This window comes from Kocuria cellulosilytica, from assembly GCF_040981245.1.
Lineage (GTDB): Bacteria > Actinomycetota > Actinomycetes > Actinomycetales > Micrococcaceae > Kocuria > Kocuria cellulosilytica.
This window is the reverse complement of sequence record NZ_JAVFWZ010000004.1, coordinates 285,551-309,347: the sequence shown is the minus strand read 5'-3', so window position 1 is coordinate 309,347 and position 23,797 is coordinate 285,551. Positions and strand designations below refer to the sequence as shown.

The 23,797-nt window shown below is 74.6% G+C and carries 21 protein-coding genes; 6 read left to right on the top strand and 15 right to left on the bottom strand.

Annotated elements, in window-relative coordinates; all coding sequences use genetic code 11:
• Positions 1-42: 42 nt before the first annotated feature.
• The 3 genes from RCG67_RS09005 to thiL are packed head-to-tail and all read right to left on the bottom strand — an operon-like array spanning position 43 to position 4,408.
• Positions 43-2,340: an ATP-dependent DNA helicase RecG gene (locus RCG67_RS09005; protein WP_368825797.1), complete on the bottom strand. Its 2,298-nt coding sequence runs from the start codon at positions 2,338-2,340 to the stop codon at positions 43-45.
• A 12-nt stretch (positions 2,341-2,352) separates the two neighbouring features.
• Positions 2,353-3,279 carry a DAK2 domain-containing protein gene (locus RCG67_RS09000; RefSeq protein WP_438612657.1) on the bottom strand — a complete coding sequence of 309 codons (927 nt, stop codon included), beginning with the start codon at positions 3,277-3,279 and terminating at the stop codon, positions 2,353-2,355.
• A 22-nt stretch (positions 3,280-3,301) separates the two neighbouring features.
• On the bottom strand, positions 3,302-4,408 hold the full coding sequence (thiL, locus tag RCG67_RS08995) for a thiamine-phosphate kinase (RefSeq protein ID WP_368825795.1): 1,107 nt from the start codon (positions 4,406-4,408) through the stop codon (positions 3,302-3,304).
• A gap of 64 nt (positions 4,409-4,472) precedes the next feature.
• Between thiL and RCG67_RS08990 the strand changes: the two genes are divergently transcribed.
• Positions 4,473-4,964, top strand: a complete 492-nt coding sequence (locus RCG67_RS08990; protein ID WP_368825794.1) for a DUF3515 domain-containing protein — start codon at positions 4,473-4,475, stop codon at positions 4,962-4,964.
• Between the two features lie 131 nt (positions 4,965-5,095).
• Positions 5,096-5,401 (top strand): DUF4193 domain-containing protein, encoded by a 306-nt coding sequence (locus RCG67_RS08985; protein WP_058874639.1) that lies wholly within the window; start codon positions 5,096-5,098, stop codon positions 5,399-5,401.
• Between the two features lie 24 nt (positions 5,402-5,425).
• Here RCG67_RS08985 and RCG67_RS08980 read toward each other — a convergent pair whose 3' ends face one another.
• Together RCG67_RS08980 and RCG67_RS08975 are read right to left on the bottom strand one after the other, a co-directional pair.
• On the bottom strand, positions 5,426-6,706 hold the full coding sequence (locus RCG67_RS08980; RefSeq protein WP_368825793.1) for an ABC transporter permease: 1,281 nt from the start codon (positions 6,704-6,706) through the stop codon (positions 5,426-5,428).
• A complete protein-coding gene (locus RCG67_RS08975; protein WP_368825792.1) occupies positions 6,703-7,443 on the bottom strand; it encodes an ABC transporter ATP-binding protein in 741 nt (246 codons plus the stop codon). Before RCG67_RS08975 ends, RCG67_RS08980 begins: the two co-directional genes overlap by 4 nt.
• Positions 7,444-7,910: 467 nt before the next feature.
• Here RCG67_RS08975 and RCG67_RS08970 point away from each other — a divergent pair, with 467 nt between their 5' ends.
• Positions 7,911-8,624: a hypothetical protein gene (locus RCG67_RS08970; protein WP_368825791.1), complete on the top strand. Its 714-nt coding sequence runs from the start codon at positions 7,911-7,913 to the stop codon at positions 8,622-8,624.
• Positions 8,625-8,765: 141 nt separating this feature from the next.
• Positions 8,766-9,362, top strand: coding sequence for a class F sortase (locus RCG67_RS08965; protein ID WP_368825790.1), 597 nt, complete (start codon positions 8,766-8,768; stop codon positions 9,360-9,362).
• 37 nt (positions 9,363-9,399) lie between these two features.
• On the opposite strand, the gene RCG67_RS08960 is transcribed toward RCG67_RS08965, so the two are convergent.
• From RCG67_RS08960 to leuC, 6 genes are all read right to left on the bottom strand, one after another.
• Complete coding sequence (locus RCG67_RS08960) at positions 9,400-10,518, bottom strand: D-alanine--D-alanine ligase family protein (RefSeq protein ID WP_368825789.1); 1,119 nt, start codon at positions 10,516-10,518, stop codon at positions 9,400-9,402.
• Positions 10,515-11,636: an NAD(P)H-dependent glycerol-3-phosphate dehydrogenase gene (locus RCG67_RS08955; protein ID WP_368825788.1), complete on the bottom strand. Its 1,122-nt coding sequence runs from the start codon at positions 11,634-11,636 to the stop codon at positions 10,515-10,517. The genes RCG67_RS08960 and RCG67_RS08955 overlap by 4 nt, the downstream gene beginning before the upstream one ends.
• Positions 11,633-12,382 carry a lysophospholipid acyltransferase family protein gene (locus tag RCG67_RS08950; protein ID WP_368825787.1) on the bottom strand — a complete coding sequence of 250 codons (750 nt, stop codon included), beginning with the start codon at positions 12,380-12,382 and terminating at the stop codon, positions 11,633-11,635. Before RCG67_RS08950 ends, RCG67_RS08955 begins: the two co-directional genes overlap by 4 nt.
• 13 nt (positions 12,383-12,395) lie before the next feature.
• Complete coding sequence (gene murA, locus RCG67_RS08945) at positions 12,396-13,712, bottom strand: UDP-N-acetylglucosamine 1-carboxyvinyltransferase (protein ID WP_058874647.1); 1,317 nt, start codon at positions 13,710-13,712, stop codon at positions 12,396-12,398.
• A gap of 172 nt (positions 13,713-13,884) precedes the next feature.
• Positions 13,885-14,484 carry a 3-isopropylmalate dehydratase small subunit gene (gene leuD / locus RCG67_RS08940; protein WP_368825786.1) on the bottom strand — a complete coding sequence of 200 codons (600 nt, stop codon included), beginning with the start codon at positions 14,482-14,484 and terminating at the stop codon, positions 13,885-13,887.
• 29 nt (positions 14,485-14,513) lie between these two features.
• Positions 14,514-16,004, bottom strand: coding sequence for a 3-isopropylmalate dehydratase large subunit (gene leuC, locus RCG67_RS08935; RefSeq protein ID WP_368825785.1), 1,491 nt, complete (start codon positions 16,002-16,004; stop codon positions 14,514-14,516).
• Positions 16,005-16,118: 114 nt separating this feature from the next.
• Here leuC and RCG67_RS08930 point away from each other — a divergent pair, with 114 nt between their 5' ends.
• Positions 16,119-16,931, top strand: coding sequence for an IclR family transcriptional regulator (locus RCG67_RS08930; protein WP_368825784.1), 813 nt, complete (start codon positions 16,119-16,121; stop codon positions 16,929-16,931).
• Positions 16,932-17,020: 89 nt separating this feature from the next.
• Here RCG67_RS08930 and RCG67_RS08925 read toward each other — a convergent pair whose 3' ends face one another.
• The 4 genes from RCG67_RS08925 to RCG67_RS08910 are packed head-to-tail and all read right to left on the bottom strand — an operon-like array spanning position 17,021 to position 22,367.
• A complete protein-coding gene (locus RCG67_RS08925; RefSeq protein WP_368825783.1) occupies positions 17,021-18,709 on the bottom strand; it encodes a dynamin family protein in 1,689 nt (562 codons plus the stop codon).
• Positions 18,706-20,469, bottom strand: a complete 1,764-nt coding sequence (locus RCG67_RS08920) for a dynamin family protein (protein ID WP_368825782.1) — start codon at positions 20,467-20,469, stop codon at positions 18,706-18,708. The genes RCG67_RS08925 and RCG67_RS08920 overlap by 4 nt, the downstream gene beginning before the upstream one ends.
• Positions 20,470-20,525: 56 nt before the next feature.
• The gene (locus RCG67_RS08915; RefSeq protein ID WP_368825781.1) at positions 20,526-21,446 is read right to left on the bottom strand and encodes an NADP-dependent oxidoreductase; all 921 of its coding nucleotides are present in this window, start codon (positions 21,444-21,446) and stop codon (positions 20,526-20,528) included.
• A 45-nt stretch (positions 21,447-21,491) separates the two neighbouring features.
• Complete coding sequence (locus RCG67_RS08910) at positions 21,492-22,367, bottom strand: potassium channel family protein (protein WP_368825780.1); 876 nt, start codon at positions 22,365-22,367, stop codon at positions 21,492-21,494.
• A gap of 153 nt (positions 22,368-22,520) precedes the next feature.
• Here RCG67_RS08910 and RCG67_RS08905 point away from each other — a divergent pair, with 153 nt between their 5' ends.
• A complete protein-coding gene (locus RCG67_RS08905; protein WP_368825779.1) occupies positions 22,521-23,768 on the top strand; it encodes a cation:proton antiporter domain-containing protein in 1,248 nt (415 codons plus the stop codon).
• Positions 23,769-23,797: the final 29 nt, after the last annotated feature.

The following is a 23,797-nucleotide window of genomic DNA, read 5'->3' as shown; positions in this document are numbered from 1 at the left end:
GCCGTCCGTGGCGCTGCGGCCCGTGGTGCTGCGGCACGGCGCTCAGCCCCGGTCCAGGAACGCCTCGGCGTCCGGGTCGAGGTAGCGCTCGATGGCCTCGGCCAGCTCGGGGTGCTCGAGCAGCTGGGGGTCCTCGCCCAGGACGCTCACGGCGTCCCGGCGGGCGCGCTCGATGAGCTCGGCGTCGTCCAGGGCCCGCAGCAGGCGCAGGGTCGAGCGGCCCCCGGACTGGGCGGCGCCCAGGATGTCGCCCTCCCGGCGCAGCTCGAGGTCCGCCCGCGCGAGCTCGAAGCCGTCCGTGGAGGCCGCGACCACCTCGATCCGCTCCCGCGACGGGTGCTCGGCGGGGCGCCGGGTGACGAGCAGGCACGTCCCGGCGTGCCCGCCGCGCCCGATCCGGCCGCGCAGCTGGTGCAGCTGGGAGATGCCGAACCGGTCGGCGTCCACGATGATCATCAGCGTGGCGTTGGGCACGTCCACGCCGACCTCGACCACGGTGGTGCACACGAGCAGCTGCACGTCCCCCGCCGCGAACTCCTCCATGAGACGGGACTTGCGGTCCGGGTCGAGCCGGCCGTGCAGCACCTCGGCGCGCACGCCGGCCAGCACGGGCTCGGCGGCCACGAGCTCCGCCAGCCAGGTGACGGACGCCATCGCCGCCTCGGACTCCTCGTCCGCCGCGGCCGCCGCGAGCGCCGACTCCGCGAGGGAGGCGTGCGGCGGCGGCTCCTCGTCGTCGCCGATCTTGGGGGCGACGACGTAGACCTGGCGGCCCGCGTCGATCTCCTCCCGGGCCCGCCGCCACAGGCGCCGCTCCCAGCCCGGGTGCTCCACGAGGCCCACGGTGTGGGTGGCGATCGGCTGCCGGCCCGCCGGGAGCTGGTCGAGGACGGAGACGTCCAGGTCCCCGAAGACGGTCATCGCCACGGTGCGGGGGATGGGGGTCGCGGTCATCACCAGCAGGTGCGGGGGCCGCCCGGCCTTGTCCCGCAGCCGGTCGCGCTGCTCCACGCCGAAGCGGTGCTGCTCGTCCACCACGACCAGCCCGAGGTCGGCGAACTGCACGACCTCCGAGAGCAGGGCGTGCGTGCCGATGACGATCCCGGCCTCCCCCGACGCGATCCGCAGCAGGGCCCGCTTGCGCGCCGCGGCGCCCATGGACCCGGTGAGCAGCACGACCTGCGTGCCGTCCGGGTCCCCGCCGAGCAGGCCGGCCTGCGCGAGCGGGCCGAGGGAGCGGACCACGGAGTTGTGGTGCTGGGCGGCGAGCACCTCGGTGGGGGCCAGCAGCGCGGCCTGCGCGCCGGAGTCGACGACCTGCAGCATCGCCCGCAGTGCCACGAGGGTCTTGCCGGAGCCGACGTCCCCCTGGAGCAGCCGGTTCATGGGGCGGGTGCCGGCGAGCTCCGCCGCGAGCTCCTCCCCCACGGCGCGCTGACCGGCGGTCAGCTCGAACGGCAGCCCGGCGTCGAACCGGGCGAGGATGCCTCCGGGGACGCCCGGGCGGGCGGTGGTGGGATGCGCGGCGAGCTCGGCGCGGCGGCGGGCCAGCGCGCACTGGAGCAGGAACGCCTCCTGGTAGCGGAACCGCCGGCGGGCCTCCCCGTGGGCGCGGGTGTCCCGGGGGCGGTGGACCTGCCAGTACGCCTCCTCGAGCCCCATGAGGCCCTCCCGCTCCAGGATCCCGTCCGGCAGCGGCTCCGGGACGGCCCCGAAGTCCACGATCGGCAGCAGCGAGTGCACGGCGCGGGCGATCTTGTCCGTGGTGAGCTTCGCCGTGGCCGGGTAGATGGGGATGGGCCGGCCCGCGCGCTCCTCGGCGGTCTCCCCCGCCTCCGGGGCGTCCGGGTCGAGGATCGCGTAGTGCGGGTTGGTCATGGTCACGGCGCCGTTGTACAGCCCGACCCGCCCGGAGAACAGGGCGTGCGTGCCCGGGGGCAGGTCCCGGGCCGCGGTCCAGGCGTTGAAGAAGCTGAGCCGCATCGTCCGCCCCGGGCCGGGGTCCCCGTCCGCGAACAGCCGCTGGGGGTCGGTGGAGACGCGGTCCGTGATCACCACGTCCGTGATGGACCCGCGCCGGGAGCGCATCCGGCGGGTGGAGGCGTGCACCACCTCGGCCACGATGGTCACCTGCTGGTCGATGCGCAGCTCCGAGAACGGCGTGAGCTCGCCCCGCGGCATGTACCGGCGGGGGAAGTGGTCGAGCAGCTGCCCGATCGTGGACACCGAGAGCTGGCGGGCCAGCTGGTCGGCCGTGGTTTTGCCCAGCAGCCGGGCCAGCGGCTGGTCGAGCTCGGGGACCGGGTCGGGGAACGCCCCGCCGCCGTGGGGTCGGGTCATCTCAGGGACGCCTCATCCGTCCGCCTCCGACAGGGAGGTCACCGTGAGGTTCACGGCCTGGCCGCGGGCGCCGATCACCGTGAGGGCGTCCTCCGGCCGCGGCACGTGGACGTGCACGCGCCACCGGTAGCCGTCCCCCGTCTCGGTCACCGCACTCATGATCACGCTGGTGCCCACCTCGCTGAGCTCGTGGCGCAGCTCCGCGGCGTCCAGCGGGGTCAGCTCCACGGTGCACATCACCTCCACGCCGCCGTGCACGGCGTGCCCCGCGTCCCCGGCGCCGGCGGCCCGGGCCGCGGCGGCGTCGATCAGGGCGTCGAGCGCGTTCTCGTCGCCGGCGTCGTCCCCGCCCACGGTGCGGGCGAGCGCGTCGAAGACGACGAGCATGCCCAGCGCGCCGGCGTCGACCGTGCCGGTCTCCCGCAGGACCGGGAGCTGGTCCGGGGTCACGAGCACCGCGGCGCGGGCGGCGGTGCTGACCCCGGCCAGGAGCTCCTTGAGCTGCTGGTTGGACCCGTCCTCCACCTCCTGCGGCACGGGGACGGCGGCGGCCGCCTCCAGGACCGAGAGCATGGTCCCCTCCACGGGGTCCGTCAGCACGCTCCAGGCGCGCACGTGGCCGGCGTGCAGGGCGAGCCGCACGGACTCCGCGGTCATCCTCGTGCTGCCCTCCAGGGAGTGCCCCACGGCCGTGAGGAACACGGAGAACAGGGTGCCCGAGTTGCCGCGGGCCTCCTCGAGGGCGGCCTGGCCGGCGAGGGAGAGCAGCTCCCCGACGTCGCCGGTCTCGAGCACCGCGGCGGCCTCGGCCGCCGCGCGCACCGTGGTCGCGAGGTTGGTCCCGGTGTCGGCGTCCGCGACCGGGAAGACGTTGAGGGCGTTCAGGACGGGGCTGTGGCGCACGAGATCACGGTGGGCCAGGTCGAGCCACCGCCGCATGACGGCCGCGTTCGATCCGATCCTATGGTTCAAAGTGATCCCATCCTTCGCCGACCGGGTGCCCGAGAGCGTGGTGCGGCGCTCGTCCGTCGAGCAGCACCCGGGGAAGGGTGTCGTCGTGCGCGGGGGGCGCGGGCGCACACGAGCCTATCGCACGGAACATCTCCGGCAGCGGCACGTCCGGCGGGAAGACCGCGAGCAGCCCGTGGTCCTCGCCGCCGGTCAGCACCCAGTCGCGGGGGTCCGTCCCGAGCAGCCGGGCGGCCGGGCGCAGGGGTCCGGCCAGTCCGGCCACGGCCGCGGCGTCGAGGTCGACGACGACGCCGCTGGCGGCCGCTACCCTGCCGGCGTCGCGGAGCAGGCCGTCGGAGAGGTCGATCATCGCGGTGGCCCCGGCGCGGGCGGCGGCGGGGCCGGCGGGCACGGGGGCGCACGGCCGCAGCTGCGCCGCGGCGAGCGCGTCCAGGGCCTCGTCCCGCCCGGGCCGGTAGCGGCGGTCCTCGAGCAGGGCCACGCCCGCGGCGGCGCGCCCGGTGGTCCCGGCGAGCGCCACCGTGCCGCCCCGCCCCGCCCCGGACCGGAGCACCGGGTCCCGGCCCTCGAGGTCGCCCGTCACCGTGGCCGTGACCGACAGCTCCCGGCCCGCGCCCAGGTCCCCGCCGACCACGGCGCAGCGGTCCGCGCCCATGGCCTCCAGCCCGGCCACGAGGCCGCGGGCGAAGTCCAGGGGCCAGGACAGGGGCGTCTCCGGGGGGAGGGTGAGCGAGACGACGACGGCGGACGGGACGGCGCCCATCGCGGCGACGTCGGCGAGGTTCTGCGCGGCGCACTTCATCCCGGTGTCGTAGCCGGTGGTGACCGTGCCGCCGGCCCAGGCGAGCCGGAAGTCCTGGTCCTGCACCTGGGTGTCCGTGGTGATCACGTACCGCCCGTCCGGAGCCGCGACCACGGCGCAGTCGTCGCCGGGGCCGACCAGCACCCGGTCCGCTCCGGGACCCGGGGCGGCGGGACGCAGGAGCAGGGGGAGCACCCGCTCGAGCAGCTCCGCCTCGGACAGCTCCCCGACGGTCGGCCCGGTGCCGGGCGGCGCGTGGGGCACGAGGGGCTGCTCCGCTGGGGGTCGGGTCATGGCGCTCATCCTAACGACGGCCCCGGACGCGGGAACGGGGCTCCCCGAGGATTACGCTGGGGGCATGCCCTCGTTCCTCCTGTCCCGATCCGCCCGCGCCGTGCTGGGGGCGGGCGCCCTGGCAGCGGTCCTGTCGGGGTGCTCCCCCGCCGTGACCGTGGATCCCGCCGAGAACGCCGCCGACCCGGGGTGCGCCCCGGCGATGCTGGCCATGCCGGAGACCGTCGGCGAGCACGACCGGCGCGAGACCACGAGCCAGGCCACCACGGCCTACGGCGAGCCCACGGCCGCGGTGGTGCGCTGCGGCGTGACCCCGCCCGGGCCCACCACGGACCCCTGCTCCTCCGTCAACGAGGTCGACTGGCTGATCCGCCAGGACGAGGACGGGAGCACGTGGACCGCCACGACCTACGGCCGGGACCCGGCGGTCGAGGTCGTCTTCGACAGCACCGCCGTGGCGTCCTCGACCCTGCTCGTGGAGCTGGGCTCCGCGGTGGAGCAGATCCCCGCGGAGCGCCGGTGCCTGGACCTGCAGGACACCGTGGAGGGCCTGTGACCGGCGGGACGCGGCGACCGCGGCCGCCGCGTCCCCGGGGCGTGCCGGACCGCCGGGAATAGGCCCATGCCCCGCCGGGTTGTGGCGTGGACATGCACCCGACCGCACCACGCCCAGAAGGAGGCACACCCGTGGCCACCGATTACGACGAGCCCCGCGTCAAGCCCGAGGACGAGCCCGCCAACGAGTCCCTCGAGGTGATCCAGGCGCAGCGCAGCGCCACCGCGCAGAGCCCGGCGATCGACGTCGACGACGCGGACACGGCCGAGGGCATCGACCTGCCGGGGGCTGACCTGTCCCAGGAGGAGCTGCTCATCCAGGTGGTGCCCGAGCAGGACGACGAGTTCACCTGCATGTCCTGCTTCCTCGTCCGCCACCGCAGCCAGCTCGCCCGCGAGAAGGACGGCGCCCGGTACTGCATCGAGTGCGAGGGCTGACGGGCCCGGCCGGGCCCTGACCGGTCACTCGTGGCGCAGGGAGGCGATGGGGTCCTTCCGGGCGGCCCGCACCGCGGGGATCGTCCCGGCCAGGAACGCGATCCCCATGACGGAGAGCACGATCAGCGCCACCCGCCACGGCTCGAACGCGAACAGGGCCAGCCCGGGCAGCCCGGACAGGAACCCGTCGGCCAGCGCGCGGCTCAGCGCGGAGCCGCCGGCGACCCCCGTGACCGCACCGACCACCGCCCCGAGGAAGCCGATCACGACGGCCTCGAGGGAGAACAGGCCGAAGACCCGGCCCCCGCTCATCCCCATGGCCTTCATGAGCCCGATCTCGCGGGTCCGCTCCTGCACCGACATCAGCAGGGTGTTCACGATGCCGAGGCCGGCGGCCACGAGCGCGATGACGGCGCAGGCGTTGAGGATCCAGACGATGGCGTTGATCACGGCGCGGAACATCCCGAGCTGGTCCTCCACGGTGAGCCCGAGCATGTCGTGGTCCTCCAGCCGCGCCTGGATCCCGGGGGCCCGGGACATGTCCTCGACCGTGACCGTGGCCATCGCGAAGCTCTCCGGCACCTCCTCCGGGACGCCGCTGACCTGGTAGTCGTAGAGCCGTTCGTTGAAGGAGTCCGACGGGATGGGGTTCAGGGACGTCCCGACGAGGCTGGCCTGGGTGACGCCGGAGATCGTGGCCGGGAACGCCCGGTCCTGCTCCGCCATGTTCGTCATGACCACGTCGACGCGCCCGCCCACGGCGTCCCGGGCGGAGGAGAAGCCCAGGTCGGCGACCCAGCTGTCGGGGACCGCGATCTCGTCCCGGCCGGTGGCCGGGGCTCCGCCGGCCACCATCTGCAGGCCCACGGCGTCCACCGGGATCCCCGGGGAGAGCTGGAACCGGCTCCCGTCGGCGGCCTCCAGGTAGGTGGGCGCCACGGAGTACATCGGCTTCACGGAGCGCACCCCGTCGATGTCCTCGATGACCGCGATGTCCTCGGCGGTCAGTCCCTCGAAGGAGACGCCGAACCCCGTCCGGATCCGGGTGGTGTCCGGGTCGTACTCACGGGGGCCGGAGGTCGAGGACAGCTCGATCAGCGGCTGCGACTTCTGCACGTAGAGGGCGTCGGCGTCGCCGAACGCGGCCACGGTGTCGTCGATGTACCGGTTCACCCCGGTGCCCATGCCCGAGGTGAGAGTCAGGGCGAACGCCCCGATGAAGACGGCGAGCACGGTGAGGGCCGTGCGGATCCGCGCGCGCCGGGTGTTGGCGACCGCGGAGCCGAGCAGGTCGGACCACCTCACCGGGCGCCCCCGGCCGCTCCGAGGACGACCTCGGCGCCCGCCGCGGCGGCCGGGGCGGCGCCGGCCACGACGAGACCGTCGTGCAGGTGCACCTGACGGCCGCAGCGCCGCGCGAGGTCGTCGTCGTGGGTGACGACGACGAGGGTGATGCCCTGCTCCCGGTGGAGGTCGAACAGGAGGTCCTGGACCACCGCGCCGGTGGCCGAGTCGAGGTTGCCGGTGGGCTCGTCGGCGAAGATCACGGAGGGCTCGTTGACCAGGGCGCGGGCGAGGGCCACGCGCTGCTTCTGCCCGCCGGACAGGTCGGCGGCGCGGCAGGAGGCCTTCTCCGCCACGTCCAGGCGCTCCAGCACGTCCAGGGCGCGGCGCCGGCGCGCGCCCGGGCGGACCCCCGCGATCCGCAGGGGCAGCACCACGTTCTCCAGGACCGTCTGGTCCGCGGTGAGGTAGAACTGCTGGAACACGAAGCCGAACGCGGCGTTGCGCGTCTCGTTGAGCTCGCGGGCCGTCATCGACGCCGCCGGCCTGCCGTCGAAGGCCACCGTGCCGTGGGTCGGGGCGTCGAGCAGCGCGAGCAGGTGCATCAGGGTCGACTTGCCCGAGCCGGACTTCCCGACGACGGCCACGGACTCCCCGTGCCGGATCCGCAGGTCCACGCCGCGCAGCGCGGCGAACCGGGTGTCCCCCCGGCCGTAGATCTTGACCAGGCTCTCGGCCTCGAGCACCGCGGACGTCATCGGATCCCCCCTGTCGGAGCGTCCGTCCCCCCGGACGGCCGCCGTGGGACCACGTCCCGCCCCCCATCATGTGCACAGGTTAATGGCGGGGGCGAGCCGAGCCGTGTCCCCACTAGTGCAGTCCGGTGCCGGTGCGGCTCCGGGGCCGCCGGCGAGGACGCCCCGGTGGGCCGGGGGCGGCGGGGACGACGCTTCCGGTGCGGCGGCCCGGACTCCTCCCGTCACGAACCCGTTCGCCCTTGCTAATGCCAGGATGTGGACGATAGTTAACAGCACAGCTGTTCTTCGGCAGGGGTTCCGGCTCCGCGGGACGGGCGAACGGTCCGTCCGGGCCGAACGACGAGCGGCACGACGTGACGGGGGCCGTCCGCGCGGGGGCGCGGGACCGGGCCCGCTGGGCTCGTGCCGTGCGCTGGCGGTCCTGGGGTGGGCCCGGGCCGACGACGGGATACAGGAGACACATCGACATGACTACGACGAGAAGACTGGCTGTCGCCGGTGCCTCGGCGACCGTGCTGGCGGGGGGCCTGTTCCTGGGCGCCCCCGCAGCCGTCGCCGCACCGGGCGACGCCCCGCCCGGCGGTGCCCCGCCGGGCGGGGCCACATCCTCCGAGGTCGCCGCGGCCGTGGTGGAGCTGCCGCCCGCGGCGCCGGCCGCACCGGTGGACGTCCCGGCCCCCGCGGTCGCGGACGTTCCGGCCGTCGCCGAGGCGGGCCCGCCCGCAGCGGCGGAGGCCCCGGCACCGGCACCGGCCGCCGCCGAACCCGCGGCGCCGGCCGCACCGGTGGACGTCCCGGCCCCCGCGGTCGCGGACGTCCCGGCCGTCGCCGAGGCGGGCCCGCCCGCAGCGGCGGAGGCCCCGGCACCGGCAGCCGCCGAGCCGGCGGCGCCCGCGGCGCCCGAGCCGGGACCGATCCTCGCCGACGCGCCACCGGCGCTGCCCGACGCGCCGCCCGCCGCACCGGCCGCCGCGGCGGTCGAGCCGGCCGCCCTCCCGGAGCTCGCGCCCCAGGAGGCCGTGGCCGCGAACCCGGGCCTCAACGTGGACACCCGCCTCACCGCGGCACCGCTGGAGCAGTCGGCCGGTGCCGGCCTGCTCACGGCGCTGCTCGCGGCCGCGGTGGCCCTTCCCGGGGCGCTCGCGTACCGGGCACGGCGGCTCGGGCGCAGCGGCGCCTGAGCGCGTGCCGTGCCGGCGGCGCCCGCGGGGCGGCGCCGGCACGGCACGCACCCCGCCCGGCCGCCGGCACCCCCGGCCCGGGCAGCGACAGCAACAGGGGCAGCGACAGCGACAGCACACGAGACGACAGGACGGGACAGGATGGCCACCAGCACCGCGGCCGCGCCGGCGCCTCCGGTGCGGGAGAAGGACCCGCGGGCCCGCCGGGCGGCGGTGGTGACGCTGTGCGCCGCCGTGCTGTGGGTGGCGCTGATGAACCAGTGGTTCCTCGCCCAGACCTTCCTGGGGCACGTGCCGGCCGCGGCGTCCCCGCTGCGCCTGAGCATCGACGCCGTCGGCTTCGACGCGGACGTGCTCCCCTACGACCCGACGGACGAGGACCTCTCGGACGGCTCGCTCGTGCCGCCGCAGACCTACAGCGGCTACCGGCTCACCCCGTACGGGATGCCCGGTGCGGGGTCGACGAACACCACGTACATCGCCGGGCACAGCTTCGAGAAGATCGAGCTGCCCTTCAACAAGCTGAGCGACCCGTCGCTCGTCGGGAAGGAGCTCGAGGTCGAGACCGTGGACGGGACCCTCGACTACGTCGTGGACTCGGTGACCACCTACGAGAAGGACACGCTGAAGGACAGCGAGATCTGGCGGGTCGTCCCGAACCGCATCGTCCTGATCAGCTGCTACACCCAGGACGCGGTCGGCAAGAACGTCGTCGTCACCGCGTCGCCGGCACCGTGAGGCGGGGGCGCCGCTGCCCGAGCCGTACGGCGACGGCTCAGCGCAGCCCCACCGGCCGTTCCAGGGCGAGGCCCAGGAGCTCGTCGATGAGCTCGGCGTAGTCGAGCCCCGAGGCGGCCCACATCCGCGGGTACATCGAGATCGGCGTGAACCCGGGCATCGTGTTGATCTCGTTGATGACCACCCGGCCGTCCGGGGTGTAGAAGAAGTCGGCGCGGCACAGGCCCTCCCCGTCCAGCGACTCGAAGGCGGTGACGGCGCGGCGGCGGATCGTCTCGATGGCCTCCTCCGGCAGGTCCGCCGGGCAGCTGAGCCGCGCGGAGGCCTGCGAGACGTACTTGGCCTCGAAGTCGTAGAACGCGTGCTCGTCGACGATCTCGATCTCGCCCGGCATGGAGGTCCGGGCGGCCGCGTTGCCGCGGCCCTCGAGCACGGCGCACTCGATCTCCCGCCCCACGATCCCCGCCTCGACCACCAGCTTGCGGTCGTGCTCGCGGGCGGCGGCGATCGCCGTGTCCAGCTCCTCGGCACGGTCCACCTTGGTGATGCCGAAGGAGGACCCGGCACGGGCCGGCTTGACGAACACGGGGAAGCCCAGCTGCGCGATGCGCTCGCGCACACCGTCGGGGTCCACGGCCCACTGCCGGTCGGTCACCACCGTGTAGGGGCCCACCTCCAGGCCCGCCGCCTCGAAGGCGAGCTTCATGAAGTGCTTGTCCATCCCCACCGCGGAGGCCGTGACCCCGCAGCCCACGTAGCGCAGGTCGGCGAGCTCGAGCAGGCCCTGCAGGGTGCCGTCCTCGCCGAAGGGCCCGTGCAGCAGGGGCAGGACCACGTCGATGTGCCGGTCCCGGCTCACGGTCTGCCCGCAGGGGCCGTCCTGGCGGACGATGAGCTCGCTCTCCCCGACCTTCAGGGGAAGGCTCACGAGCTCGTCGCCCACGGGCAGCTCGGCGATCGGGTCCGCGTCGAGGAGGGCCTCAAGCTGCTCCTGCGGGCAGAGGAACCACTCCCCGGAGGTGGCGATGCCGACGGTCACCACGTCCCACTTCTCGCGGTCGACGGCGCGCAGGACGCCGCGGGCCGTGATGAGGGAGATGGAGTGCTCGCTGGAGCGCCCGCCGAACAGCACGGCGACGCAGGGGCGGGGGGTCATGGGGCGGTCCCTTCGGATTTGATCTCTCGGCCCAGCAGCAGCTGAGCTACGTCGTCGATGGTGATCTCCTCGCGGAGGATGGCCACGACGGCGTCGGTGATGGGCATGTCGACGCCGTGCCGGCGGGCGAGGGCGAGCACGGCGGGGGCGGACTTGATGCCCTCGGCGGTCTGGGTCATCTCCTCCTGCACCTCCTCGGGCGTCAGGCCCAGGCCGAGGAGCCGGCCGGCGGTGCGGTTGCGGGACAGCGGCGAGGAGCAAGTGGCCACGAGGTCCCCCAGGCCGGCGAGCCCGGAGAGGGTCTCCAGCCGTCCGCCCAGGGCCAGCGCGAGCCGGGTGGTCTCGGCCAGCCCGCGGGTGATGATGGAGGCCTTGGAGTTCTCCCCGAAGTGGCGGCCGTCGGCGATGCCCACGCCGAGGGCGATGACGTTCTTCACGACGCCGCCGATCTCGGTGCCCACCACGTCCGTGTTCGTGTAGGGGCGGAAGTAGCGGGTCCGGCAGGCGTGCGCCACCCAGCTGGCCAGTTCCGTGGTGGGGGCGGCCACGACGGAGGCCGTGGGCTGCTCCTCCGCGATCTCCATGGCCAGGTTGGGCCCGGAGAGCACGCACGTGCGGGCGCGCCAGTGCTCGGGGCCCAGGCCGGTGGCCCGCCCCAGCTCCTCGGCGACCACCTCGCTCATCCGCAGGCCCGTGTCCCGCTCGAGCCCCTTGGCCAGGGACAGCACCACGGCGTCCGGCTCGAGGTGCCCGGCCGCGGCGGCCAGCTGGGCCCGCAGGGACTGGGCGGGCACCGCGAGCACCACGAGGTCCGCCCCGTGCACGGCCGCGGGGAGGTCGGCGGTGATCTCCAGGCGCCCGGGCAGCCGGATGCCGGGGACGTAGCGGTCGTTGACGCGGGTGCGCGCGGCGTGGCCCATCGCGTCGGCGCTGCGCCCCCACAGCGCCACGGTCCTCCCGGGCGGCTCGTGGCGGTCGTGCGCGGCCTCCCGGGCGCTGTCGGCGAGGATCTTGGCGAAGGTCGTGCCCCACGACCCGGCGCCGAGGACGGCGATCCGCCGCGGCCCGGCGGCGGGCAGTCCGCGGGGGCGCGGCGTGGCAGGGTCGGGCTGCGTCACAGGCGGCCTCCCCTGCGGCGGTCCCAGAGGGCGGCCGGCGCGTCCGTCCCCCGCAGCTGCGCGAGCTCCCGGGTGACGGCGCGCATGACGGCGTCGGTGGCGTCCTCGAGCCGGGCGGCGTGGCGGCCCACCGGGTGGGTCAGGTCGGGGACGTCGTCCCGCCACGGCGTGAGGTCCACGGGCGGCCCGATCCGCACGCGCACGTCCTTCCGGGGGAAGAGGCTGATCCTGCGCCGGCCGGTGGAGCGGTCGAGGTCGAGGACCTCCTGGTCCCCCCAGTGCGCCACCGGGACCACGGGGGCACCGGTGGCGAGGGCGAGGCGTGCGGCGCCCGTGTGCCCGGTCATCGGCCAGCGGCCGGGGTCGCGGGTGAGGGTCCCCTCGGGGTAGATCACCACGGCGCCGCCGGAGGCCAGCTCGGCGCGGGCGGCCGTGAGCGCCGCCGCGGCGTCGGCCGTGCCCCGCAGCACGGGGACCTGGCCCGTGGCCCGGAGCACCGCCCCGACCACGGGGGCGCGGAACAGCGACTCCTTCGCCAGGAAGCGGGGCATGATCCCGTTGTCGTAGAGCGTGATGGCGACCGTCAGGGGATCGAGCTCGGTGAGGTGGTTGGGCACCACGATGAACCCGCCCTCGGCGGGCAGGTGCTCCTCCCCCGTCCAGCTCAGCCGGGCCGCCAGCCCGTAGGCCGGTTTCACGACGCCCGCGAGCACGCGGAACAGGCTGCGCTTCGAGGTGCGGCTCATCGGCGGGCCCGGCTCACTCGCCGTCGAGCTCGAAGGACGCCCCGAGCCCCGCCAGCTTGTGGGTGAAGTGCTCGTAGCCGCGCTCGATGAGCTCCACGCCCGTGACGTGGGAGGTGCCCTCGGCGGCCATCGCGGCGATGAGGTGCGAGAAGCCGCCGCGCAGGTCGGGGATGTTGATCTCCGAGGCCTGCAGCGGGGTGGCCCCGGAGATCACGGCCGAGTGCACGAAGTTGCGCTGCCCGAAGCGGCAGGGCACGGAGCCCAGGCACTCGCGGTGCAGCTGGATCGTGGCCCCCATCCGGTTGAGGGCGGCGGTGAAGCCGAAGCGGTTCTCGTACACGGTCTCGTGCACGATGGACACGCCCGAGGCCTGGGTCAGGGCGACCACCAGCGGTTGCTGCCAGTCGGTCATGAACCCGGGGTGCACGTCGGTCTCCACGATGAGCGGGTTGAGGTCCCCGCCGGGGTGGTAGAAGCGGATGCCGTCCTCCGTGATGTCGAGGCCGCCGCCGATCTTGCGGAAGGTGTTGAGGAAGGTCATCATGTCGGACTGCCGGGCGCCGGCCACGAAGATGTCGCCGCCGGTGGCGAGCGCCGCGGAGCCCCAGGACGCCGCCTCGATCCGGTCGGGCATGGCCCGGTGCCGGTAGCCGGTGAGCTCGGGGACGCCCTCGATGCGGATCACCCGGTCGGTCTGGACCGTGATGATGGCGCCCATCTTCTGCAGGATCGCGATGAGGTCCATGATCTCGGGCTCGGTGGCCGCGCCGCGCAGCTCGGTGTGGCCGTCGGCCCGGGTGGCGGTGAGCAGCACCTGCTCGGTCGCGCCGACCGAGGGGTAGGGCAGCTCGACCTTGGCGCCGTGCAGCCCGTGCGGCGCGCTCATCCGGATCCCGGACTCCAGCTTCTCGACCCGGGCGCCGAAGTGGCGCAGCACGTCGAGGTGGTAGTTGATGGGCCGGTCGCCGATCTTGCACCCGCCGAGGTCGGGGATGAAGGCCTCGCCGATGGCGTGCAGGAGGGGCCCGCACAGCAGGATCGGGATCCGGGAGTCCCCGGCGTGGGCGTCGATGTCCGCGTGCCGCGCCGTGGTGACGTTGCACGGGTCCAGGGACAGCCGGCCGTCCTCGCGCGCCACGTCGACCCCGTGCAGCGCCAGCAGGTTGGTGACGACCTGGACGTCCTTGATCTCGGGCACGTTCGCCAGGACGGACGGCGTGGAGCCCAGGAGGGCGGCCACCATGGCCTTGGGGACGAGGTTCTTGGCACCTCGCACGGTGACCTGCCCGGACAGGGGGACGCCGCCCGTGATGTGCAGTGCGCTGCTCATGACCTTCCGATCTGCTGTTGCCGGGCCACCCCCGAGCGGGAGCGGCACCCGTACAGTGTAGGTTCCCCGGCGCGGGCCCTCGCACCAGGGCCGCCGTCGTGCGTGTCCGGGACAGCGCGACGGCCCGGCGGGGCCCGGTGGGCTCCGCCGGGCCGTGCCGGGCGTGGCGCGCTCAGGTGCGGGCGGGCAGCGTGGTCGGCTTGAACGCGGGGCGCCCGGCCTCGAACGCGACGATGTCCTCCTCGCGCTGGAGGGTCAGGCCGATGTCGTCCAGGCCCTCCATGAGGCGCCAGCGCGTGTAGTCGTCGATGGAGAACGGGACGGTGACCGTGTCGCAGGTCACGGTCCGGGACTCGAGGTCGACCTCGATCTCGGTGCCGGGGTGCTCCTCGATCAGCTTCCACAGCAGCTCGACGTCGGCCTGGTCCACCTGCGCGGCCAGCAGGCCCTGCTTGCCCGAGTTGCCGCGGAAGATGTCCGCGAACCGGGAGGAGATCACAGCCTGGAAGCCGTAGTCGCGCAGCGCCCACACCGCGTGCTCGCGCGAGGAGCCGGTGCCGAAGTCGGGCCCGGCCACCAGCACGGAGCCGTGGCGGTAGGGCTCCCGGTTGAGCACGAAGTCCTCGTTCTTCCGCCAGGCGGCGAACAGGGCGTCCTCGAACCCGGTCTTGGTGATCCGCTTGAGGTAGACGGCCGGGATGATCTGGTCGGTGTCCACGTTGGACTGGCGCAGCGGGACGCCGATCCCCCGGTGGGTGCTGAACTTCTCCATGGCAGGGCCTTCCTGGGTTCGGGCGGCGGTCAGGCCGCGGCGGCGACGTCGCCGGGGGCGTCGAGGTCGGACGGGGAGGACAGCGTGCCGCGCACCGCGGTGGCCGCGGCCACCACGGGCGAGACGAGGTGGGTGCGCCCGCCCTTGCCCTGCCGGCCCTCGAAGTTGCGGTTCGACGTCGAGGCGCACCGCTCGCCGGGGGCCAGCTGGTCCGGGTTCATGCCCAGGCACATCGAGCAGCCCGCGAAGCGCCAGTCGGCGCCGAACTCCGTGAACACCCGGTCCAGGCCCTCGGCCTCCGCCTGCAGCCGCACCTTGGCGGAGCCGGGCACCACCATCATCCGGACGTTCTCGGCCTTGGTGCGGCCCTTGACGATCTCGGCCGCGGCCCGCAGGTCCTCGATCCGGGAGTTGGTGCAGGAGCCCAGGAAGACGGTGTCCACCGGGATCTCCTTCATCGGGGTGCCGGCGGCCAGGCCCATGTACTCCAGGGCCCGGCGGGCGTTGGCCTTGTCGTTCTCGTCCCCGATGTCCTCGGGATCGGGCACCGACTGGGACAGGGGGACGCCCTGGCCGGGGTTGGTGCCCCAGGTGACGAACGGCTCCAGCTCGTCCGCGTCCAGGAACACCTCGGCGTCGTAGACGGCGTCCTCGTCGGTGCGCAGGGTCCGCCAGTACTCGACCGCCGCGTCCCACTCGGCGCCCTCCGGCGCGTGGGGGCGGCCCTTGACGTAGTCGAAGGTCGTCTCGTCCGGGGCGATCATGCCGGCCCGGGCCCCCGCCTCGATCGACATGTTGCAGATGGTCATCCGGGCCTCCATGGACAGCGCCCGGATGGCCGAGCCCCGGTACTCCAGGACGTAGCCCTGTCCGCCGCCGGTGCCGATCTTCGCGATCACGGCCAGGATGATGTCCTTGGCGGAGACGCCCGGGCGCAGCGTGCCCTCGACGTTGACGGCCATGGTCCGGAACGGGGCCAGGGGCAGCGTCTGGGTGGCCATGACGTGCTCGACCTCGGAGGTGCCGATGCCGAAGGCGAGCGCGCCGAACGCGCCGTGGGTGGAGGTGTGGGAGTCGCCGCAGACCACGGTCATGCCGGGCTGCGTGAGGCCCAGCTGGGGACCCACCACGTGCACGATGCCCTGCTCGGCGTCCCCGAGCGGGTGCAGGCGCACCCCGAACTCGGCGCAGTTGGTGCGCAGCGTCTCGATCTGCTTGCGGGAGGTGTCGTCGGCGATGCGGGAGAAGATGTCCTGCGTGGGCGTGTTGTGGTCCTCCGTGGCGATCGTCAGATCCGGGCGGCGCAGCGGGCGCCCCGCCAGCCGCAGCCCTTCGAAGGCCTGCGGCGAGGTGACCTCGTGCAGCAGGTGCAGGTCGATGTAGAGCAGGTCCGGCCGGCCGTCCTCGCCCTTGCGCACGAGGTGGTCCGCCCAGACCTTCTCGGCGAGGGTGCGGCCACCCGGGGCCCCGGAGGGCGTGGCGGAGGCCGTGGTGGGGGTCGAGGACTGGTAGTCCGGCATGGCGGATCCTTCCGTGCTGCCTGTGCAACGTGTTTCCTCCATGGTCGGCGCCCGCGCCGCGGTGGGCCAGCCCTGCGGCTTGCTTCTCACATTCTGAGACGGCAGTATCAGTGCATGGACACATCTGGACACATGGACCCGTCCGGCGCCCCGCTCGGCACGCCGCTCGGCGGGCACGGCACCGGCGAGGCGCTGGCGCTGGCCTCGACCACCGCGCCCAGCGGGGTGGGGGTGGTCGACAAGGCCGCGATGATCCTCGACGCGCTCGAGGCGGGGCCGGCGACCCTCGCGCAGCTGGTGAGCGCCACGGGGCTCGCCCGCCCCACCGTGCACCGGCTGGCCGTGGCGCTGGCCCACCACCGGTTCGTGGGCCGGGACGTCCAGGGCCGGTTCGTGCTCGGCTCCCGGCTCGTGGAGCTGGCCTCCGCGGCCGGCGAGGACCGTCTGATCGCCTCCGCCGGCCCCGTCCTGGTGAACCTGCGGGACGCCACCGGGGAGTCCGCCCAGATCTTCCGCCGGCAGGGCGACTGGCGCGTGTGCGTGGCCTCGGCCGAGCGGCCCATCGGGCTGCGGGACACGATCCCCGTGGGCACGCAGCTGTCCATGAAGGCCGGTTCCGCCGCGCAGGTGCTCGTCGCGTGGGAGGACCACGACCGGCTGCTCGAGGGCCTGCGGCACGCGCGGTTCTCCGCGACCGTGCTGGCCGGGGTGCGCCGCCGGGGCTGGGCGCAGTCGCTGGGTGAGCGGGAGCCGGGCATCGCCTCCGTCTCGGCGCCGGTGCGCGGGCCCTCGGGCCGGGTGATCGCCGCGGTCTCGATCTCGGGGCCGATCGAGCGGCTCACCCGCCAGCCGGGGCGGCTGCACGCCGAGGTCGTGGTGCAGGCCGCGCGCCGGCTCACGGAGGCCGTCCGGGCCACCGCCCCGTAGCCGACCCCGCCGCCCTCGTGGCGGGGCGGCCCCCTGCCCTGCTCAGCGGCGCTGGGTCCCCCGGCACAGGACCTCGGCGGCGCAGGACCTCAGCGGCGCAGGACGGCGAGGGCCTGCCGGAAGGCGGCGAAGGCGTCGAGCTCCGCCCGCACGGGCTCCACGACGGTGCGGCGGCCGGCCTCGGCCACCGACGCGCGCAGCCGGCGCCGCACCGAGCGCTCCCGCATCCGGGCCCCGAAGCCCGCGAGGATCCGGCCGGTCAGGGCCGTGAAGATCCCGAGCACCACCCCGGCGAGGACCAGCAGCGTGGGCACCGGCAGCGGGAAGCCCTCGACGGACGGGGGCGGCGGGACGGGGATCTGGAACCACTCCAGCAGGAACAGCCCCAGCAGCCAGACCAGGCCCGCCACCACCGCGAGCATCGCGAGCCACTGGACGACGTCGAAGGCGATCCACCACCAGGAGTTCCGCCCGGCCCGGAAGTCGGTGCGGGCGACGGCCTGGTCGATCGCGTCCGGGAGCTTCTGCTCGTGGGTGCGGGCGGCCTGGCGGACCGACCGGGTCCACGGCTCCGCGGCCCCGTCCGCGGCGTCGTGGGCGAACGTGCGCACGGCGGAGTCGGCCGCCGCCCGCTGGGCGGCGCCCATGGGGGGCAGGGACGTGCGGTTGACCTCCGGGTTCACGGTCCGGCCCCGGTCGAGGTTCAGCCGCCGCATCGGGTCCTTGCGGAACCTCAGCAGCCACCGGGTGGCGATCCACCCGGTGTGCCCGGCGGCGTGCAGGGCGTAGGACCTCCCGGCGGCCCGGGCGATGCCGGGCACGTTGGCGGCCTGCGCCAGGCCGTCCGTGAGCCGCTCCTGCGCCGGCTCGGTGATCCCGGCCGGCTCCCCCTCCCCGGAGGCCTCGGCGAGCCGCGCGGCGGCGTCGTCGACGTCGGCGTCGAGCCGGGCGCCGGCGGCGGCCTTGGAGTCGGCCACCGCACGGATCCGGGCGCGCAGCGCCCCGACGCCCTCCCCGGTCACCGCGGAGACGGCCACCGGCTTGGACAGGCCCGTGGTGGGCAGCCCGTCCTGGGCCACGAGCTCCTCGAGGGAGGCCATCACGGCGGGCACCTCCGCCGCCGGCAGCCGGTCCACCTGGTTCATCACCACCATGGTCACGGCCCCGTGGCGGGCCAGCGGCGCGATGAAGTCCTGGTGGATGACCGCGTCGGCGTACTTCTGCGGGTCCACGACCCACACCACGACGTCCACCATCCCGACCAGGCGCTGCACGATGGTGCGGTGGTGCAGGCTCACGGAGTCGAAGTCCGGCAGGTCGAGGAGGATCAGCCCGCCGGGCCCCTCCGCGGCGGACCCGCCCGTGAACCGCTCCTTGACGCGGGTCCACCGGCCGGTGTCCTCGTGCGCCGCGGGCAGGGGCGTGTCGACGTGGTGGCGCTGGGAGACGTCGAGCCAGTCCAGCAGGGCCTCGCTGCCCTGCTCCCCCCAGACGGCGGCCAGCGGCTCCGCGGTGGTGGGGCGGCGGGCCGCGGCCCGGGCGATGTCCCGTCCCACGACGGCGTTGAACAGGGTGGACTTCCCGGACCCGGTCGCCCCGAAGAAGCCCACCACGGTGTGGTCGGCGGACAGGGAGCGCCGCTCGGCCGCACGGTCCAGGACGGTGCGGGACGCCGCCACGACCTCCTCGTCGAGCCGTCCGGAGGCCAGGTCCGTGGCGCGCGCGAGCGCCGTGAGCCGCTCGGAGAGGGTGGGGGCCGCCTGGTTGGCGGGGCTCACCGGCCCTCCCCCAGCGACCGTCCCGCGCTGCGGATGCGCTCGGCCGCGGCGGCCAGCTCGTCGGCCTCCGGGTGCCCGTCCAGGACGTCGAGGCGCCGCAGGAACACGGACGCCTGCTGGTCCATGAGCGTGGAGATCCGGGACTCGAGGTTCTTGCGGGCGTCCTCGGCCATCCGCCGCACGGCGTCCTCCCCGAAGACCGCCTCGAGCAGCTTGGTGCCGACCACGCCGGAGCCGCCGGCGATCCCGACCTCCAGCCCGGTGAGCCCGCCGGTCATGGAGAACACGCCGATCATCAGGATCACGGTCAGGGCGTTGACGCCCAGGGACATCGCCCGCGCCTTGGTCCGCTTGTCCGCGCCCTCGCGCTGGATCAGCGCCATGAGGTCGCCCTGCCACGCGCGCACCTGCTCGGCGGTGCGCTCGCGGAAGTCCGGCGGCAGCGAGCCGAGGTCGGACCCGCCGAGGAGCACCCGGCCGGCCGGCTCGTCCTGCCAGCGGCGCTCCGCGGTCTCCGAGGCGCGCGCGGCCTCCTCCACGATCACGGTCTGTAGCCCGGTCTCGATGGCCTCCTCGACCTCGACCTCGGGCGCCGGCCTCCCGCTGAAGAAGGCCGTGATCCGGTCCCGCATCCGCCCGATCCCGGCCTCGAGGCCGCGGAAGAACTCTCCGGTGCCCACGAAGTCCTGCCACCGGGCGAGCACCTCCCCCCGCAGCAGGGTCCCGTCGCGGGTCGACTCGACGACGGCGGCCAGCGCCTCGTCGAAGGCGCGGTCCACGTCGTTGCGCAGCTGTGCCGCCACGCGCTGCTGGGCGAGCACCGCGGTCCCGGCCGCGCCGGTGCGCTCGGCGATGGAGCGCACCGCTCCGCCGAGGGTCCGGCGGGCGATCTCCGAGCGGGAGGCCGCGCTGCGCCCCAGCTCGGCGAGGAAGTCCGCGACGGGGGCGACGACGTGCGGCGGGAGCATGCCGGTCTCGTTGAGGGGCGACTCCGGGACCGTGAAGACCGGGGCGTTCCCGAGGCCCTGCTCCGCGAGCATCCTGCGGAGGTCCTCCTCGATCTCGGCCTCGAGCCCGTGCGGGACCCGGTCGAGGACCACGGCCACCGTGATGTCCCGCTGGGCGGCCTCGACGAGCAGCCGCCACGGCACCGCGTCGGCGTAGCGGTTCGCGGTGGTCACGAACAGCCACAGGTCGGCGGCGGCGAGCAGCTGCCCCGCGAGCCGGCGGTTCTCGTCGGAGATCGAGTCGACGTCGGGGGCGTCGAGCAGGGCGACCCCCTCGGGGATGCGCGGCTCGGCCAGCAGCACGAGCGCCTGTCCGTCCGCGGTGCCGGGCAGCGCGGCCGGGGAGGCGGTGTCCGCGGCGGTCGAGCCAGCAGGGGTGACCTTCTGCGCGTGGATCCGGCTCAGGTGCGGGAGCACCCGCTGGGTCGAGAACGCCTCGGCGTCGCGCGGGTGGTGGATCAGGATGGGCTGCCGGGTGGTGGGGCGGATGGCCCCGGAGCGGGTCACGGGGTGGCCCACGAGCGCGTTGACCAGGGTCGACTTGCCGGCGCCCGTGGAGCCGCCGACCACCGCGAGCAGCGGCGCGTCGAGGGAGCGCACCCGGGGCAGGACGTAGTCGTCGAGCTGGGCGACGGCGCGGTCGATGTCCTCGCGCCGGCCCAGCACGTCCGTCGTGGACAGCGGGAGGTCGGACGCCGCGAGCAGCGCCCGCGCGTCCTCGAGGGCGCTCAGGATCTCTGTCTGGTCGGTCACAGGGCCATTGTGCCAGTCAGCCTGCTGTGCACCTACGGGGCGCCGGGCGCCGCCGCTCACGCCATGCGGACGGCGATCTTGCCCCGGACGTGGCCCTCCTGGCTGAGCCGGTAGGCCTCCACGGCCTCGGCCAGGGGCACGCTGCGGGCGAGCTCGATCCGGAGCACGCCCCGGTCCACCAGCCGGCCCAGCTCGGTGAGGTCCTCGGCGGAGGGGCGCACCCACATCCACGTCCCGCCGTGGGCCTCGACGGCGTCGTCGGCAACGGAGGCGTGCCGCCCGCCGTCCTTGAGCACGGCGAGCGTCTGCTCGACGACCCCGCCCACGAGGTCGACCACCACGTCCACGCCCTCGGGCGCCAGCTCCCGGACCCGCTCGGGCAGCCCGTCCCCGTAGGCCACGGGCTCCGCGCCGAGACCGCGCAGGTAGTCGTGGTTGGCCTCCGACGCCGTGCCGATCACCCGGGCGCCCCGGGCGACGGCGAGCTGCACGGCGCAGCCGCCCACGCCGCCGGAGGCGTTGTGGACGAGCACGGTCTCCGCCGCGGCGACGTCGAGACGGCCGAGGACCTGGTAGGCCGTGAGCCCGGCCAGCGGGAGGGACGCCGCCCGGTCCCAGTCCACGGAGGCGGGCTTCGGCGCCAGCAGGCGGGCGGGCAGGGCGACGTACTCGGCCATCGTCCCGCCGTGCACCCAGTCCGTGCGGGCGTAGGAGACCACCTCGTCCCCGGGGGCCCACTCCGGCACGTCGATGCCGACCCTCTCCACGACCCCGGACACGTCCCATCCGGGCACCACGGGGAACTGGACCTCCATGAGCGGATCGAGGCCACCGGACATGATCATCCGGTCCACGGGGTTGATCGCGGCGCTGCGCACCTTCACGAGCACCCAGCCCGGAGGCACCTTGGGCTCGGGGAGGTCGGTGAGCTCGAGGACTTCGGGGCCGCCGTAGCGGGCGTACGTCAATGCCTTCATGTCCGGCGCAACCGGGGGCGGCGGAGGATTGTTCCCCGTGCCGGCTCAGCGGCGGGCCTCCCGCCCGTGGTCCTCGGCGTAGGCGGCGAAGACCTCCTCGGGGGCCTCCCCCGTGCCGAGGAAGTCCTCCCGCAGCTTCTGCCCGAGCTGCTCCAGGGCCAGGCCCAGGCGGCGTGCGCTCGTGCGCACCCGCGGTGCCGAGCACGCGGCGGCGCGGTCGCGCAGCTCGAGCGCGTAGGGCAGGTGCCGGGCCAGGGAGAGGTCCGGGTCCTCCTCCTGGAAGTAGTACGTCTCCCCGTGCTGCGTGAAGTCGATCCGGGCCTTGGCCACCTCCGCGGCCAGTCCGTCGAGCACCCGGGTCGCCGTCACCGGGTCCTCCTCCGCGAGGACGTCCGCGTAGCCCACCTCGGCGAGGGACTTCAGCTCGAGCGCCAGGGACCGCCGGCGGGACAGGGGCGGGTAGATCTGGGTGAACCACGTCAGGGCCGCGGTGAGCAGGGCGAAGCCGGTCAGCGCCTCCAGCGGGGAGGCCAGCCGGATCCACGGGTCGGTGGCCACGACGTCCCCGAAGCCCAGCGTCGCCAGCGTCACGAGGGAGATGTAGAGCGCCTCCACGAAGTCGGGGTAGTCGGCCGCGTCCACGCCGGGTGAGTACGTGAAGCCGCCGGGCACGTGCGGCAGGTAGACCAGGGCCCAGCCGATCCCCTGCAGGAGCACCCACACGAGCACCACCGTGATCATCGACCCCGGGCCCACGGCGGAGCCGAAGCGGTGCCCGGTGCGGCGGGAGATCCACCAGACGCCCGCCTGCACCCTCCCGCCGATGGCTCCCGTGCCGCTCGGGTGCAGCAGGCTGTGGTAGATGTCCCACAGCCCGACCACGACGATCGCGATCCCCGTCACCGTCAGCAGCACGTCCACGTCCTCGCTCCGTTCCCGTTGGCCCGTCTCCCTGTCCGGCGACCCTACCCGGTGGCCCGTGCCCGGAACCGCTCTTGCTCCGGACACCATCAGCAGGGTTACCGTAGGAGCCGGACACCGTCCCCGGCCCGGGGCGACAGCGGAAGGAGCCACATGGACATCAACCTGCTGCTGGCGCTGTTCGCCGGTGCCCTCCTCGTGTTCGCGTCGTTCTCGACCGTGCTGCAGCGGGCCAGCCTGCCCGGTCCCCTGCTGTGCCTGGCCTTCGGGGCCCTGATCGGCCCGCACGCCCTGGGCCTGCTGCGGATGGAGGACTTCGGGATCCCCGAGGGCACGCTGCTCGAGCAGGCCGCACGGATCACCCTGGCCGTGGGGCTGGCCGGGGTCGCCCTGCGCCTGCCGCACGGCTACTGGCGGGACAACGCCCGGTGGATCGTGGTGATCATCGGGGCGGGCATGGCCCTGATGCTCGTGGTCGCCACCGGCGTGCTGTGGTGGGGCCTGGGCGTCCCGTTCCTGATCGCGCTGCTGGTCGGGGCGATCATCACCCCGACCGACCCGGTGGTCACCACCCCGATCGTCACGGGGTCGATGGCCGAGGAGAAGGTCACCGAGCGGGTCCGGCACAACCTCTCGGCCGAGAGCGGGATCAACGACGGGCTGGGCTACCTCTTCGTCATGCTGCCCGTGCTGCTGCTGACGGCACCGGACCGGGCCTGGTACGAGCTGCTCACGAAGGTGCTGCTGTGGGAGGTGCTCGCCGGCGCCGTCATCGGCGCGGTGGCCGGGTACCTGCTGGGGAGGCTCTTCGTCCTCGTGCGGAAGCACGGGCTGATGGAGGAGAGCTCCTACCTGGCGTTCATCGTCCCGCTGGCCCTGCTGCTGCTGGGGACCGGCAAGCTGCTGGGCACCGACGCGATCCTGGTGGTCTTCGTCGGGGTGGCCGTGTTCGGCCAGGTCATCCCGCAGCGGGAGGAGGCCCAGGAGGACAAGGTGCACGACGCCGTGGCCCGCCTGTTCCTGCTGCCGGTGTTCCTGCTGCTGGGCATCGCCCTGCCCTTCGGCGAGTGGGCCGCCCTGGGCTGGATCGTCCCCCTGGTCGTGGCCGCCGCCGTGCTGGTGCGCCGCCTGGTGACCCTGTGGGCGCTGCGGCCGCTGCTGAAGGACGTTCACGACCGCTCCGAGACCGCGTTCCTGAGCTGGTTCGCCCCCGTGGGCGTCTCGGCGCTGTTCTACGCCACCCTGGCCGAGCGCCACACCGGCCACCACGAGATCTTCGTCTACGCCACCCTGGCCATCACCGCCTCCGTGGTCGTCCACGGGCTCACCTCGGCGCCGCTGAGCGCCTGGCTGCAGCGCCGCGAACCGGAGCTCAAGGAGAAGGAGGAGGCCTCCGCATGACCCCGTCGCGCACCGTCCCCGGCCCAGGA

Coding starts and splice junctions, on each gene's coding strand:
- RCG67_RS08970 (WP_368825791.1), top strand. CDS start 7,911: ATGACTACGACGAGAAGACTGGCTGTCGCCGGTGCCTCGGCGACCGTG.
- RCG67_RS08960 (WP_368825789.1), bottom strand. CDS start 10,518: ATGACCCCCCGCCCCTGCGTCGCCGTGCTGTTCGGCGGGCGCTCCAGC.
- RCG67_RS09005 (WP_368825797.1), bottom strand. CDS start 2,340: ATGACCCGACCCCACGGCGGCGGGGCGTTCCCCGACCCGGTCCCCGAG.
- RCG67_RS08905 (WP_368825779.1), top strand. CDS start 22,521: ATGGACATCAACCTGCTGCTGGCGCTGTTCGCCGGTGCCCTCCTCGTG.
- RCG67_RS08975 (WP_368825792.1), bottom strand. CDS start 7,443: ATGACGTCCGCGGTGCTCGAGGCCGAGAGCCTGGTCAAGATCTACGGC.
- RCG67_RS08965 (WP_368825790.1), top strand. CDS start 8,766: ATGGCCACCAGCACCGCGGCCGCGCCGGCGCCTCCGGTGCGGGAGAAG.
- RCG67_RS08950 (WP_368825787.1), bottom strand. CDS start 12,382: ATGAGCCGCACCTCGAAGCGCAGCCTGTTCCGCGTGCTCGCGGGCGTC.
- thiL (WP_368825795.1), bottom strand. CDS start 4,408: ATGACCCGACCCCCAGCGGAGCAGCCCCTCGTGCCCCACGCGCCGCCC.
- murA (WP_058874647.1), bottom strand. CDS start 13,712: ATGAGCAGCGCACTGCACATCACGGGCGGCGTCCCCCTGTCCGGGCAG.
- RCG67_RS09000 (WP_438612657.1), bottom strand. CDS start 3,279: ATGCGGCGGTGGCTCGACCTGGCCCACCGTGATCTCGTGCGCCACAGC.
- leuD (WP_368825786.1), bottom strand. CDS start 14,484: ATGGAGAAGTTCAGCACCCACCGGGGGATCGGCGTCCCGCTGCGCCAG.
- leuC (WP_368825785.1), bottom strand. CDS start 16,004: ATGCCGGACTACCAGTCCTCGACCCCCACCACGGCCTCCGCCACGCCC.
- RCG67_RS08930 (WP_368825784.1), top strand. CDS start 16,119: ATGGACACATCTGGACACATGGACCCGTCCGGCGCCCCGCTCGGCACG.
- RCG67_RS08990 (WP_368825794.1), top strand. CDS start 4,473: ATGCCCTCGTTCCTCCTGTCCCGATCCGCCCGCGCCGTGCTGGGGGCG.
- RCG67_RS08915 (WP_368825781.1), bottom strand. CDS start 21,446: ATGAAGGCATTGACGTACGCCCGCTACGGCGGCCCCGAAGTCCTCGAG.